Origin of the sequence: Prevotella illustrans, assembly GCF_017426725.1 — a bacterium.
Classification (GTDB): domain Bacteria; phylum Bacteroidota; class Bacteroidia; order Bacteroidales; family Bacteroidaceae; genus Prevotella; species Prevotella illustrans.
The window spans coordinates 72344-87211 of the sequence record NZ_JAERMS010000002.1 but is presented as its reverse complement, the minus strand read 5'-3'; the positions used below and the strand labels follow the sequence as shown (position 1 = coordinate 87211).

Genomic DNA, 14868 nt, shown 5'->3' with positions numbered 1-14868 from the left:
CTTCCTTGTTTTGAAGATTATGCTGACTTTTGTTGCCGAAAATCATAAATTAAAGAAAATGGAAGACAGAACAAAACTTAATCGCCAGTTGGCTCAAATGCTGAAAGGTGGCGTTATCATGGATGTTACAACACCTGAACAGGCACGCATAGCAGAGGCTGCGGGCGCTTGTGCCGTGATGGCTTTAGAGAGAATTCCTGCCGACATACGTGCCGCGGGAGGCGTGAGTCGCATGAGCGATCCTAAAATGATACGGGGAATCCAGGAGGCCGTGACTATTCCCGTCATGGCAAAATGCCGTATCGGTCATTTTGCGGAGGCTCAGATTTTGGAGGCTATCGAGATAGATTATATTGATGAAAGTGAAGTGCTTTCGCCTGCTGATGACATTTATCACATTGACAAACGCCAATTCAAGGTTCCTTTTGTCTGTGGTGCCAAAGATTTAGGTGAGGCTTTGAGGCGTGTCAACGAGGGGGCAACGATGATTCGGACCAAGGGAGAGCCCGGAACGGGAGATATCATTCAAGCTGTCAGACACATGCGTATGATGCAGAGTGAGATTCGTCGGCTCACCTCACTTGCGGAAGAAGAGCTTTACGAAGCAGCCAAACAACTTCGTGTTCCTTTTGAACTTGTAGCATATGTTCGTGCCAATGGCAAACTCCCTGTCGTTAACTTTGCTGCCGGTGGCGTGGCTACACCCGCGGACGCGGCCCTTATGATGCAGCTTGGAGCAGAAGGCGTATTCGTCGGTAGCGGAATCTTTAAGAGTGGGAATCCTGAAAAGCGTGCGCAAGCTATTGTCAAGGCCGTAACTAATTATCAGAATCCAAAGATTCTGGCAGAGCTAAGTGAAGACTTAGGTGAGGCAATGGTTGGTATCAATGAAAGCGAAATTCAACTGCTCATGGCAGAAAGGGGCAAATGATGCGCATTGCGATTTTGGCTCTTCAGGGAGCGTTTGCCGAGCATCGGCAAATGCTCTCAAGAATAGGGATCGACTCTTTTTTCGTGCGTAATGCCGCCGATTGGCAGCAGACAAAGGATGGGTTGATTATTCCCGGTGGTGAAAGTACGGCCATGATGCGGATAATCTCGGATGAAGGATTGTCGCAACCGATTCGTGAAGCCATCACGCATGGTTTACCTACCTTTGGAACATGCGCCGGGCTTATCATGCTTGATCGCGTTCATCTCAATACTATGAATATCTTGGCCAAACGTAATGCCTATGGACGGCAGCTGGGAAGTTTTAGAACAATAGCGGAATTCAAGGAAATAGGTCGTGTTCCGATGACTTTTATCCGTGCTCCTTTTGTAGCTGAAACCGATACTGATGTGGAGATATTGGCCGAGGTGGATGGGCGTATTGTTGCCGCCCGTCAGGGAAAGCAGCTGGTAACAGCCTTCCATCCGGAACTGGATGAGGATGAACGTATTCATCGGTTGTTCATAGACATGTGTAGAGCTTTCAAATATGAATCCAATCACGCTTCGACTTCTTAATCAGCAACTTATTTGTCCTCTGTTTAATACTCCGGTTGAAGTGGTTGATTATATGGGGGCTATGCAGGCTCAGGAATATCGTATGATGCGATGGGCTGTAGCTATGCGAACTCGTAAACCATCTGCTGAGGCATTCAAAAAGGCTTTTGACAGTGGAAAAATCATTCGTCTGCACTTGCAGCGTGGGACGTGGCAGTTGGTTGCGGCTACCGACTATTGGGCTTGGCTTGCCCTTTGCGCTCCCAAGGCAATAGCGATGACCAAAGGATGGATGAGCAGTAATAAAGTCGTTATTACGGAAGAGGAGCTAATGCGCATCCGTGATATCCTTGTCCGAACGGCGGCAGACAAGGGCAGTGCAACGAAAGAGGACTTTATTCAGTCGCTGGCGGAAAAGGATGTGCGAATGGACGCCCATCGATTATCATATCATATCCGAATGGCTGAATTTGCTGGAATTATTTGTAGTGGAAAGTTATTGCCTGGGAAGGTTACTTACGCATTGGTGACAGACAGGGTAGGGGCACCGGTCCAAATCGACAGGGATGAGGCTTTAATGCGTTTTGCCTATAAATATTTTCAGAGCCATCAACCTGCAACATTGGAGGATTTCGTATGGTGGTCGGGACTGAATATCACAGATTGCCGCAGAGGCATGGCATTGTTGGGTAAAACTATCCATCTTGAGAAATGGGATGGCCGAGACTTTTATCTAACAGACGATGGGCGTACGCGAGGATTTCGTAAGGGGAAATATCTTTTGATTCCCCCTTATGATGAGTATTTAATAGGTTATAAGAGTCGCGATATCGTGTTGGCGCCCGAACACAAGCACAAGGCTTATAACAATAATGGGATATTCCAACCTGTCATTATCCATGACGGGCGGGTATGTGGTAACTGGAGCCCCTTTAAAGATACTTGCCAAGTGGAATTCTTCACGGGAGAACACGATAGGGATATACATGAAGAATGGACTACTTATATGAGATTTCAAACAAGGTAAAAAAGCATTTTGTGAAATAATGGCAAGTATCAGACAGCTAAGTCTATTTGCCGATGCAAAAGTGTTGAAAGATATTTCCCAAGACTTCATCTGTTGTTATCTGACCGCCTGTTATCTCCGCGAGTTGCTCAAGACAAATGCGGAGATCTTCACTGATCAGATCGCCACTAAGGCCCATTTCCATGGACAGGAGAACTCGTGAAATACTTTCGTTTGCGTGAGTAAGGGCTTCATAGTGGCGTGCATTTGTTACGATGATGCTATCTTCGCTGATTTCCGGAATACGCGCACTCTCATAGATAGCCTTTTCCAATGCTTGGAGGCCTTGATTTAATTTGGCAGAAATAAACACCTCCGCGGCAAAAATATTGTTATTACCGCAGGAGAGAATAACTGGACGATTACTACTATTTGTTTCTTTATCTATTTTGTTATGTACAAGGATGAGCTGTTTTCCGACGGTCCGATTCAACATGCCTTTTATTTCATCTTTTGTGGGCAAGGTATCAATAACCCACAAAACGATAGTCGCCTCTTCCAGCTTTTTATACGCACGCTCTATTCCCAATTGCTCTATAGTATCCTGTGTTTTGCGTATACCCGCCGTGTCTATAAAGCGGAAAGTTACTCCTTCTATGACGGTCGTATCTTCTATAATATCCCTTGTCGTCCCATGAATATCGCTCACTATCGCTTTTTCTTCATGGAGCAATCGATTGAGCAAGGTGCTTTTTCCAACATTCGTTTGGCCAACAATGGCAACGGGTATTCCTTTTTTTAAAGCAATCCCTGTTTCAAATGAGTGGGCAAGCGTTGAAATACGATTCTGAATCTTATGGGCAAGTTCCAACAGTTCACCTCTGTCAGCGAATTCTAATTCTTCATGGTCTGAAAAATCAAGTTCCAATTCCAACAGAGATGTAATCTTGAGAAGTTGCTCACGCAAAGTTGCCAGTTCACTACTGAAATGTCCTTTCAGCTGACTTAGCGCCAACTTATACGATGCTTTATTGGACGAACTGATCAAGTCAGCCACAGCTTCAGCTTGGCTCAAGTCCATTTTCCCATTCAGATAGGCCCGTTTGGTATATTCACCCGGCTGCGCCTGCCTGCATCCTGCATCGATAAGCGCTTGCAACACCGCCTGTAGAACATACTGTGAACCGTGACAGGAAATTTCAACACTGTCTTCCCCCGTATAACTATGTGGCGCACGATAGACGCTGGTAACGACCTCATCTAAGAGCGTACCTTGTTGGTCATATATCTCACCATAATGTAAGGTGTTGCCTTTGGCTTGATTTAGCGGTTTCTTATTTTTAGCTATAAATACCGAATCGGCAATGCTGATAGCACAGTCACCGCTGATTCGGATTATACCAATAGCCCCACCGGTAGATGTGGCCAACGCACAGATAGTATCGCTCCCCATTAAATACGTTCTAAAACTTTTTCTATGAGCCCGTCAATCGTGTTCTTATATCCGGTATTGGCCTCTTTGGCTCTTCTGTTGGCTATCACCATGCAACATGTTAAAGCTTTATGTCCCATCAGTTTGCTTAGGCCGGCAAGTGCCGAACTTTCCATTTCAAAGTTGGTGACCTTGAGATTGTTAAACGAAAATTGCTCAATCTTTTGATTTAAATAAGGATCAGCCAATGGCAACCGTAGCTTTCTTCCTTGCGGGCCAAAGAAGCCTCCGCAGGCGATTGTTACACCGCGAATCATATCATCGGCTGCAATACGGTCAAGAAGTTCCGGATCGTTATCTACAACATAGGGATTGCCAATTTGGTCGTTCCATTTGACTTGTGACTTAAACGCTTTTTCAAATTCCAAATCACACGCTTCATTGCGTCCTGCATAAAAATTCAACAAACCGTCAAAGCCAATACTTTTTGCACTGGCGATAAAAGTGCCGGTAGGCGTATTTGGCTGTAAACCGCCACATGTGCCAATGCGTACGAATGTTAATGATTTTAATTGGTCCTTATTGGTCCGTGTCTCAAAATCGATATTAGCCAAAGCATCCATTTCGTTCACAACAATGTCAATATTGTCGCAGCCGATACCTGTGCTTTGCACCGTGATGCGCTTACCTTTGTAACGTCCCGTAATCGTATGAAATTCTCTGCTTGTTACCTCGCATTCTATTTCTGAGAAATGAGACGCAACAAGAGGAACTCGGCCCGGATCGCCTACAAGGATAACATTGTCTGCCAGTTGTTCCGGCTTTAAATGCAGATGGAAGATACTTCCATCCTGATTGATAATTAGTTCTGATTCTGGATAATAGTTCATGATGCTCAATTGTTAATTAGATTGTTTTCTGAATTTATAATACTTTTATGAATACGCTTTACGCGCAGATTTAATTTTATATATTCATTCTCCAACATCCTTACTTTCTCCGTCAAATTGGCTTTAAGAGCTTCACCACTCTCTTTGTATTTGTCCCAAAACTGATTCAGTTGCTGTTCAAGCTCTGTTAATCGTTGCAGTCCTGCTTGATATTCTTCCAGTTGTCGAATATTCTGTGGTTCCTTGAAATCTTCTTTTCTCGTATAAATCGTATGATCATCAATGGGAAAAGAAAATCTTCGAGTAACTGAAGTCTCTGCTCCTTGTCTAAGTCGTTTCAGTCTCTTAAAGGCTGCTTGTCGATCACCAAACTGCCAAGTATCTGCTATTCTGTTGATGATGGCAAAATTGTAGAGCTCCGTTTCTGTCAAGTTATCAACTTCATAGGTCTGCCGGACCTTTGTTGGCACAAAGGTATAGATACATACCTTGCCTTCCGGCTGACGACGGTCGGTAACCAACCAGCCCAGTGAGTCGGGCTCGTCTATAACCAGCAGATAATCATTAGCTGTAGAATTAAAGGGCAATCCGTAATTCTCAGGTACCAGGTATGAACCTTTTTCACGGTCATAGCGTGTCATGAAGATATCATAACCGCCCAATGCTTTTTTGTCTTTCGCAGCAAAGAACAGAGTCATGCCGTCAGACTGTTGACAAGGATAGCCTACAAAGTTAAAGTTGTTATCAATATCTTCCATCTTCTTAGGCTCTCCCCAGCCGTTAGCGAGTTGATCCATGCAGAAAAGAGAAGATGAAATCGTATCCCCTGCAGCATAGAAGCATTGCTTACCCAGTCCGTTTATGAACGCGGCTCCAACGAGATCTTGTTTCTTAGTAGGTGTTGTTGCGACAAATTTACCAATCTCCACCGGCAATGGAATATATTTGTAAAAATCATCTTTCTCGACAACAATACTGTCGACAAACATTAGTTTTGCGGTCGAAGCAAGCAACTCTTTCGGTAACAAGTGTTCCTTTGGGCGAGAATTCGCCGCAACCGGCAGACTTTTTCCTTTTTTAGAAGCAGCAGTGACGGTTCGGTTCTTCAACACCTTGCGTTGCGCACTTCCGGGAATAGCCATCAGGCAAACCAGTAGAATGACTAACAATTTCTTCATTGACAATCAATAATGCTATTTTATGAATATGAAATAAACGGCAGCCACTAAATAAATTAATTATTCATACTGCAGTCGATACTCTTTGTGTCAAGCCAGAGCTCCCGCCATGTTGGCCGCGGCCCTGCGCCCATCACCCATCGCCAAGATGACCGTGGCTCCGCCTCTGACGATATCACCTCCCGCATAGATGTTCTTTCTTGAACTTTGCATTGCCTCATCTACAACGATCGTATTCTTCTTGCCCAGTTCCAGTCCTTCAATACTCTTGGGTACCAGTGGATTCGGACTGACACCTACAGCGATAATAACCTGGTCGCAGTCTATCGTGACTGTCTTTCCCGTAGTTTCAGGGCGGCGTCTGCCCGAGGCGTCGGGGGCGCCAAGCTCCATCACGTCGAGAACAGCCGCTTTCACGGCACCGTTTTCATCGGTCAGGTATGCTTGTGGATTGTGCAGCGTCAGGAAATGAATGCCTTCTTCCTTCGCATGTTTCACCTCTTCAAGCCGAGCCGGCATTTCGGCCTCAGACCGCCGATAGACCAATGTAACATCGGCACCCAGCCGTTTAGCTGTACGACAGGAGTCCATAGCCGTGTTGCCACCACCGACCACTACCACTTTCTTACCAAGATTGATAGGCGTATCTGTCCTTGGGTTGGCCGCGTCCATTAGATTGACTCTTGTCAGATACTCGTTCGATGACATGACATTGAGCGCGTTTTCACCGGGAATGTTCATGAAATTGGGCAATCCCGCACCCGAACCCACAAAGACTCCTTTGAATCCTCGCTCCTCCAACTCACTAACAGATATGGTTTTACCAATGATGACGTCGGTCTGAAAGTGGACTCCCATCTTACGTAGATTGTCTATTTCTACGTCAACGATACGGTTGGGCAGACGAAACTCGGGAATTCCGTACTTCAGTACGCCGCCGATCTCGTGGAGTGCTTCAAACACGTAGACATCGAAGCCTCGTTTAGCCATGTCGCCCGCAAAACTAAGTCCCGCCGGGCCGGAACCAACCACGGCCACTTTAATTCCGTTGGCCGGACTCATTTCCGGCAAAGCCATCTGTCCGCTCTCCCGTTCATAGTCGGCGGCAAAACGCTCCAGATAGCCGATAGCTACCGGTTCGCCATTCATCTTGTGATGGATACAGCGGCTTTCGCATTGTTTTTCCTGCGGACATACACGGCCACAGACTGCCGGCAAGGCCGAAGTGTTCTTCAAGACCTTGGCAGCAGCCAAAAACTGTCCTCGCTCGATGTTTTTGATGAATGATGGAATATTGATGCTAACCGGACAGCCTTCCACGCAAGTAGGCTTAGCACAGTCGAGACACCGCTTGGCTTCGGTGAGTGCCATTTCTTTTGTCAGTCCGCAGTTGACTTCTTCCAACCGGGTTGTCGCACGATACTCGGGATCCAGTTCCGGCATGACCACCCGCTTGATGGCAGCCCGTTCTTTTGCCTTAAGGCTCTTTCGCAATTCCACGCGCCAAGCAGCGTCACGATTGGTCAGTTCGTCTATCGAGGCTTCGGTAGGAGAGACGTCCATTGTTATATCGGTTTTGAATAGGCTTTCCTGCCGTTCAGACAACTCAAGATGCTCCTGATAGTGCTCCATTTCCTCTCTTTCGGCTGCCTTGAAAGTTCCCATTCGCTTAAACATCTCGTCCCAATCGACCAATGCTCCGTCAAATTCCGGGCCATCAATACACACAAATTTGGTCTTCCCGCCTATTGTCAGGCGGCATGCGCCACACATCCCCGTACCATCAACCATGATGGTGTTGAGCGAAACGTCGGTCGGGATATTATACTTTTGGGTGAGCAGACAACAGAACTTCATCATGATAGGTGGACCGATGGCAAACACCTTGTCGATATGTTCCTGATTGATGAACTTCTCTATGCCGACCGTCACGACGCCCTTTTCTCCATACGAGCCATCGTCTGTCATGATGATTATCTCATCAGAACTACCGCGCACTTCATCTTCCATAATGATGAGTTCCTTGTTGCGCCCGGCGAGAACCGACAAGACACGATTGCCCGCCGCCTTCAACGCACGGATAATCGGCAACATAGGCGCTACTCCCACGCCACCGCCCGCGCAAATCACCGTACCGAAGTTCTCGATATGCGTAGGGTTTCCCAAAGGCCCCACGATATCGGCTACCGTATCGCCTTCCTGTTTGTCGCACAATTTGGTAGACGACAAGCCCACGCGTTGCACCACCAGCGTAATGGTGCCTTCCTGCAGGTTGGCATCGGCAATGGTCAGGGGCATACGCTCACTGTTTTTGTCTACACGAACAATAATAAAGTTACCTGCTTTGCGGCTTTTTGCAATGAGGGGCGCCTCCACGTCGAAGCGGAAAACCTTCTCGGAGAATTGAACTTTATGGACGATTTTATACATACGATGTCTGGTATTATTGATTGTAAAGTTGGCGGGGAGCTACCACGTTATCTGTGGATAGCTGTTAAAAGTTCTTGTCGTCAAGCATTTCAAAGCCACAATAGGGCACCAAGACCTTCGGAACTCTGATTCCTTCTTCGGCCTGATTGTTCTCGATGATAGTGGCTACGATTCGCGGCAATGCCAACGCCGAGCCGTTCAGGGTGTGGCACAGCTCTATCTTCTTGTCTTCCGCATGACGATAACGACACTTCAGACGATTGGCCTGGTAGCTGTCGAAGTTGGACACGGAAGACACTTCCAACCAACGGCTCTGAGCCGCGCTCCATGTTTCAAAGTCATAGCAGATGGCCGACGTGAAGCTCATGTCGCCACCGCACAGTTTCAAGATGTGATAGGGGAGTTCCAATTTCTGAAGCAAACCTTCTACGTGGTTCAGCATTTCTTTCAGGCTTTCCTGAGAATGCTGCGGCGTATCGATTCTTACGATTTCAACCTTGTCAAACTGGTGCAGTCTGTTCAGCCCGCGCACGTCTTTGCCGTAACTGCCGGCCTCTCTGCGGAAGCATGCCGAATAGGCGCAACGCTTAATCGGCAGTTCCTGCTCATTGAGAATCACGTCGCGGAAGATATTGGTAACAGGTACCTCGGCCGTAGGTATGAGGAACAGGTTATCCATATCGGCATGATACATCTGGCCTTCCTTGTCGGGCAGCTGCCCCGTTCCATAGCCCGATGCTTCATTGACGACATAGGGAGGTTGGATTTCCCAATAGCCCGACTTGCGTGCCTCGTCGAGGAAGAACGCCTCCAAGGCACGTTGAAAACGGGCCATCTTGCCGATATAGATTGGGAAGCCGGCACCTGTAATCTTGACACCAAGGTCAAAATCCACTAAGTTATATTTCTTCAACAAGTCCCAGTGGCACAAGGCGTCGGCCGGCAGTTCGGGCTTTTCGCCACCCTCTTTTACAACCACATTGGCAGAAGCGTCGGCTCCTTCGGGGACTTCGTCATAAGGCAGGTTGGGTATTTGGCACAACAATTCTGTGAGATCCTGCTCTGCCTTGGCCAGGATTTCCTCCAAAGCCTTGCCCGAAGCCTTCAGTTCCGCAACCTGCTCTTTGATGGCGTTGGCCTCGTCGCGTTTGCCCTGAGCCATGAGGGCGCCGATTTGCTTTGACATCCGGTTGGCCTGTTGCTTGCCGGAATCAAGTTTCTGTTGAGTCTCACGACGGATTCTGTCATATTCCAAAACTTTCTCGACAGCTTCGCGGGCACCCTTAAAATGCTTTTTCTCAAGACCTTTGATTACGTGTTCGGTCTCCTCATTGATGAGTTTTAATGTAAGCATGACAATATTAATTTATTAATTGATTTTCCTGTTGTGTAATTAATGGCTGCAACATTTATAATTTCAAAAGAAACTCACAGTCATACAACGTGCAAAGATACAATAAATTTTGATTGCAACAAGAATTAATCACAGGTTTTAAGCCTGCCTGAAGCGCCGGCATCACGTGTTTCGGCCGTCCGACACCTTTCAAATACACACACCGAGAATCTGACGAAGATATCTCATGCTGCGACAAGAACCGAATGCGACGGTGCGGTGTGATAAATCACGTCCCTGCGGCTCGCGCCATGTCCTGCCGTTTAAAAAACACGTGCGAAAACTAACAAAGCCGTTCTGTTTGTTACAAAATGCGTGGAAAATTTCACGACGACATTTGCTTTGTGACAAAATGCGAAGAAAAATTTACCTCGTCGTTCTATTTGATAAAAAACGCGCGCAAAAATTAACCGCGACGTTTCCTTTGTTAAAAAACGCGCGCAGAATTTTACCGCGACATTTCATTTGATAAAAAAATGCGCACAGAATTTTACCCCGTCGTTCTATTTATTTAAAAACGCACGGGAAAATTAACAAAGAGATTCTGTTTGTTTAAAAAAAATATGTTTTTTGATTTGTTTTCGAGAGAGAAAGAGAAAAAAATTGCGCGTTTAATATCGGGAACATTTGTCATGAAGATATCTACGGTCTCTTATTTCTTCTTTTTCTTTTTCCGGAACAGACTTTTCCAACTGTCAAATTCCTTCTTAATGACAAAGCCTATTCCCTGCGTATTGAGGCTGTTTCTGGTAAAATAGCGATCGTTTGATTGATTGTAAACTCTGATTGCGTAGTTGCCGCCGGGCGCAAGCAGGTATTTAGCCTCGAAATCGCCAATGAAGCTTGTCGAAGTCTTGGGATTATCTCTGTAGCCAAACTGTCCGTTGATTAACAACCGGTTGTTCAATAATCTTCCGGAGAGGAGGCCTTCGTATTCTGCGTTGTTCCAGCCTTCGTTACCTGTCGAGATGTTGGCGCCAAAATTCCAATTGTCGTTTTTAGAAAGTGACGAAATCACATTGTTAATCTGCTGGCTTACAGTGCCGCTTAATATGCTTTGCATGGCAAGACTGGTCTGGCTTTGCTGTGCGCCGGGCGCGATTTCGCTATTATTGTTATTTCTCTGTGAGTAGAATCGTCCTACTGCCAGCAGATATAGAACTTGCTGATTCATCTCATTTTCACTGTTGATAATGCTGAAAACCATTCGTTTGGCTTCATTGTCCAGCGACGGCATGTCCAAGGAGAAGTCTATTTTGGGATAGGCCGGAGTTCCCGTAATGTTCATGATACAATTCACCCGGATATTGTTGGTCGTAATGTTTTGGGCGAGGTTCAGATCGGAGAGGCTTACGGCCGGTACAATATATTGAGCTTTCAAATCGAGCGTGGCGTCGTATGGATCCCCGCCGAATGCTATGGATCCGTTAGGGTTGAATTGAAATTCTTTTTTGATAATGTTTTGAATCGTAAGTTTGTAAATTCCGTGATCGATCACATAATTACCATACATATTAAACCTACCTTTATTAAAGTAGGTGGCCCGAAGGGCTCCATTGCCGCTTAAAGCTATATAATCGCCTGTCTTTTCGTCCATCAGGAGCTTTAGTGTGGCGTGCGGGGTCATGTTGATAAGAAAATTAATATGTATATCCGATGGGGGAGAGTCTTCATCTTCTTCATCATCGGTTTGTTTGCGGATTTCCTGTCTCTTCCCCGTATCCGCCATCTCCGCATCAGGCTCTGTGAGCCAATGAATAAATTGTTGATTATCGACACCGCCGGGACTTGTTGTATTGTAAACAAATTGCGATCCTTTTTCGGGCAGGACGTCAATGTCTATAGTAATTTCTCCATTATGCTCATAAATATGGCACGTGCCGGTTGTATAAGCCGTTCCATAAAATGTATTATCTCCAAATCCATGAGTGTCATACGAAAGAAGATTCTTCGCGTTAATATTCAGATCGTAGGTGAGTTGCGTGAGATCGTGATGTCGGAGCACGCCGTTGATCACGCCGATATTTCCATCCTTATCATATACAGTATCTCTTGCAAGAATGATCTTGTCAGGTATCATCCGAATCGTGTCATTAACCAAGCGATAGGTTGTGTTGGTGGGTGTTATCCTTAGGGAACCGTTGGCTACCAGCTCTCCTGACAGGTTGATAGCGCTAAGCGGGCCTGCTACTCTTACTTTTCCCGAGGCGGAAGCTTCAATATTGCTCATAAAACTTCCACAGAAACTTTTCAGAAACTCAATATTGGTGTCTTGAGCCGTTATCTCTAAATTGATATTGTCATTTTTAGGGGAAACATAACCATTGATAAAGGTTTTCCGGTCGTCTTCCTGCGCGATGGCCTTCAAATTTATTTTGCCCTCTGTGTTATCATATACGGCCATGGCTTGCAAATCTCCCATCCTGCCATCTTCAAATTTAAAGTCCTCAACCTGCAAGTTTGCCGTTGCTTCCGGACGTCGAAAGGCCGACACGATTTCTGCCGTTCCGGAAGCCTTTCCACTGAAGCTGACCGCATGGAAGTTTACTAAATTCAATATATAGCTGAGATCTACTTCCTTTAAATCCGCGGTTAACTTATCATTTCTGCTGTTGGAAGCCAAGCCCGAAACGATAATATGTTGCCTGTTATGTTGAACCGCAAAATGATCAATAGTCAGATGGTTTTTTGAATAGATAATATCGCTGGGTTCAACCTGCCAAACGGAATCACTTACCATGATATTTGATGGCAGAACTTTAACATGGGCGGTTGCTTGCTTGTTTTTATTAAGGAAAAAATAGGTCTGGGCGTCAAAATAGCCTCTTAACCGCTTTGCTCTTCCATTATCAAAGCTGATCTTGGTAAGGAGGTTATTATGGACTGCCGCCGCGTCTATGGCTACGGATAATTTATGTCCTTTCTCTTCGACACGTTGAAAAGAGACCTTCAGTTGTAATGTATCATTAGGAGAAGATATGTTGATTCGCCCGTTTTCGATCGTATTGTTATCGTATTCGAAATGAGGAAGATTAACATCTAAGGAAATTTTCTTGTTCTTATCATTGATATCACCGGTGAGATCGGCTGGTTGACGCAAAATAATAGGGAAGTTACATAATTCCGCGAGAAAATCAGAATTGTTGATATGAGCTGTTATGTGAAAATTATTGTTTGTCGCTTTCGATTTTGGTAATCCGGGAATGGTAGGAAGTTTATCTCCTATCAAATTGAAAACGGTATAGGGCAATTGTGAATAGTCAAGATTACCATTGATGTAGATTCTGCCAAAGTCACTCAGAAATGAAGCATAGTTATTTCCTTTTTCTTTACCCATTTCAAAATGTATGGTATTCATTGTATAATCTTTGGAACCACCTCTCATCTTGAAATTAGAGATATCTATATAGCCTGTCGCGTCTTTAATATCACTTCCGTTAAACCGGGTTTCTATGTCTGCGTCAATACTGGCTGTTCCCAATTTGTCGTAGAGTTTTAGTGCCGACAGATTAAGACTTTGGATATGCATCGTAGCCTGAATATTGGGTTGCGATGAGTGAAGATTACATTTTCCCTCAAGACTGATGACTCCATTTGGATCATCTAAATTAATATTCACGTCTGCACAATGGCTACTTGAGCTTTTTTGGTATCGGCCTTTGAATATAATGTCTTTATATTTGTAATTATTATAGCTTAATCCGTTGATCCGGCCATTGCTTGTAACATCAACAGTCGTTTTATCGATTATACCTTTGAAAGACGCTGTTGTAGAGATATCGCCTAAAAATTTGGTGTTTATCAATTTATCCATATTAAAATGTTCTACTTGAACGGATCCGTCAACCGATCGTCCCAACTTGGATAAAAAGAATTTAGAACGCCCAAGCGCACTTGAAAAGTTACCTTTCAATATAACGTTATTTTTCTCGTAAGAAAATAAAGCTTGTGCTTTCATCCAGCTTATAGCATGTAAAGTAGAAGGTAATTTGGCAATTTTTATGAGTTCATCAATACCTTTTTGTTGAATCTCAACATGCTTTAATTTAACAGCCCAACGTCCATTTTTCAAAGGATTATAACTCGTAGCCATTGCTTCAAGATTCAATCCGTATTCTTTACAACGGACAGAAAGACCGGCGATCGTTGCTTTCGAGTTGTTGCCTTTCAGACTTGCGTGCAAATAGACTGGAGCTTCATATTGCTTCAATACAGGTGACAAGAAAGAAAAGTCTTTCGGAGAAATTCTGCTTTTGGAGATAGAACCTTTAAATTGTAATTTCGACTTCAATGAAAGTTGCTTATTCGTAGGATAACGAACTTCTGCCTGTTTGATATCGACAAAAGATTTCGGAAGCGCTAAATAAAAATCTTGAAGCGTACCGCTACCTTTACCCAAGAATAATCTAAAGCGAAGTGAATTTACAATAAGTCCTGATTTCTCATTTAATGACAGACTTTTAACTTGGGCAATAACGGAGTCTGTCGGGTAGAATTCCAACCCAATGTGGGCATTTAGATGCGTAATACTTAAATGGTTGGCATCTAATTTATTCTGTGTCTTGTCTTCGGGGACAAACCATTTGTCGAATTGTATGTTTCCATTTCTTATTACTAACGCCCCTAATGAGAAATCAACAGGTTTGCCGGATGTTGTGTTATCTTTAGATTTGAATACATCTATAAGAAATTGGCAGTTAAGCTTGTCTTTTGGCGTATTTTGGTACAAATAGACATGCATGCCAAACAGCTGGGCAGATGAAATATTTATTTTCCCATGAAAAAGATCTAAAACGGAAATCTTTGTTGAAACGCGATTCGCGGAGAGCATAAGCTTCTGTTTCTGATCGTAAATTTCTACATTGTCAATAATTAAGCGATTGAGGATACCTAAATCAATTCTCTCAAGTTTCACTTTTGCTCCTATTTCCTTTTCGAGAATGTTGCTGACAAGATTACCAAAGCCTTTCTGTACTACCGGAATGTTCAGTAATACAATACAAGCAATGTATATGGAAAACAAAATCCATATAAGGCCATTAACAATATGT

9 protein-coding genes are annotated in these 14868 nt (G+C 44.6%); 3 read left to right on the top strand and 6 right to left on the bottom strand.

Annotated features, from left to right (window positions below; translation table 11 throughout):
* Positions 1-58 precede the first annotated feature (58 nt).
* From pdxS to JHU38_RS01205, 3 genes are read left to right on the top strand one after another with little or no spacing between them, the layout of a single operon-like run.
* A complete protein-coding gene (gene pdxS / locus JHU38_RS01215; protein ID WP_107583125.1) occupies positions 59-931 on the top strand; it encodes a pyridoxal 5'-phosphate synthase lyase subunit PdxS in 873 nt (290 codons plus the stop codon).
* A complete protein-coding gene (gene pdxT / locus JHU38_RS01210; protein ID WP_107583127.1) occupies positions 931-1509 on the top strand; it encodes a pyridoxal 5'-phosphate synthase glutaminase subunit PdxT in 579 nt (192 codons plus the stop codon). Before pdxS ends, pdxT begins: the two co-directional genes overlap by 1 nt.
* A 40-nt stretch (positions 1510-1549) precedes the next feature.
* Positions 1550-2515: a winged helix DNA-binding domain-containing protein gene (locus tag JHU38_RS01205; RefSeq protein ID WP_233246623.1), complete on the top strand. Its 966-nt coding sequence runs from the start codon at positions 1550-1552 to the stop codon at positions 2513-2515.
* Positions 2516-2558: 43 nt separating this feature from the next.
* Here the strand turns inward: JHU38_RS01205 and mnmE are convergent, their stop codons facing one another.
* The 6 genes from mnmE to JHU38_RS01175 form a co-directional block, all read right to left on the bottom strand.
* Positions 2559-3947 (bottom strand): tRNA uridine-5-carboxymethylaminomethyl(34) synthesis GTPase MnmE, encoded by a 1389-nt coding sequence (mnmE, locus tag JHU38_RS01200; protein WP_107582505.1) that lies wholly within the window; start codon positions 3945-3947, stop codon positions 2559-2561.
* Positions 3947-4816: a nucleoside phosphorylase gene (locus JHU38_RS01195; RefSeq protein ID WP_107583128.1), complete on the bottom strand. Its 870-nt coding sequence runs from the start codon at positions 4814-4816 to the stop codon at positions 3947-3949. The genes mnmE and JHU38_RS01195 overlap by 1 nt, the downstream gene beginning before the upstream one ends.
* Positions 4817-4821: 5 nt before the next feature.
* Positions 4822-5994 (bottom strand): hypothetical protein, encoded by a 1173-nt coding sequence (locus JHU38_RS01190; protein ID WP_107582506.1) that lies wholly within the window; start codon positions 5992-5994, stop codon positions 4822-4824.
* A gap of 90 nt (positions 5995-6084) precedes the next feature.
* The gene (locus tag JHU38_RS01185) at positions 6085-8424 is read right to left on the bottom strand and encodes a bifunctional dihydroorotate dehydrogenase B NAD binding subunit/NADPH-dependent glutamate synthase (protein WP_107582507.1); all 2340 of its coding nucleotides are present in this window, start codon (positions 8422-8424) and stop codon (positions 6085-6087) included.
* A 64-nt stretch (positions 8425-8488) separates the two neighbouring features.
* Positions 8489-9778, bottom strand: coding sequence for a serine--tRNA ligase (gene serS, locus JHU38_RS01180; protein WP_107582508.1), 1290 nt, complete (start codon positions 9776-9778; stop codon positions 8489-8491).
* A gap of 691 nt (positions 9779-10469) precedes the next feature.
* Positions 10470-14840 (bottom strand): translocation/assembly module TamB domain-containing protein, encoded by a 4371-nt coding sequence (locus JHU38_RS01175; RefSeq protein ID WP_158267312.1) that lies wholly within the window; start codon positions 14838-14840, stop codon positions 10470-10472.
* Positions 14841-14868: the final 28 nt, after the last annotated feature.

Excerpts from the sequence above, each read along its gene's own strand:
- serS (WP_107582508.1), bottom strand. The coding sequence starts at position 9,778 with ATGCTTACATTAAAACTCATCAATGAGGAGACCGAACACGTAATCAAA.
- pdxS (WP_107583125.1), top strand. The coding sequence starts at position 59 with ATGGAAGACAGAACAAAACTTAATCGCCAGTTGGCTCAAATGCTGAAA.
- JHU38_RS01190 (WP_107582506.1), bottom strand. The coding sequence starts at position 5,994 with ATGAAGAAATTGTTAGTCATTCTACTGGTTTGCCTGATGGCTATTCCC.
- mnmE (WP_107582505.1), bottom strand. The coding sequence starts at position 3,947 with ATGGGGAGCGATACTATCTGTGCGTTGGCCACATCTACCGGTGGGGCT.
- pdxT (WP_107583127.1), top strand. The coding sequence starts at position 931 with ATGCGCATTGCGATTTTGGCTCTTCAGGGAGCGTTTGCCGAGCATCGG.
- JHU38_RS01185 (WP_107582507.1), bottom strand. The coding sequence starts at position 8,424 with ATGTATAAAATCGTCCATAAAGTTCAATTCTCCGAGAAGGTTTTCCGC.
- JHU38_RS01195 (WP_107583128.1), bottom strand. The coding sequence starts at position 4,816 with ATGAACTATTATCCAGAATCAGAACTAATTATCAATCAGGATGGAAGT.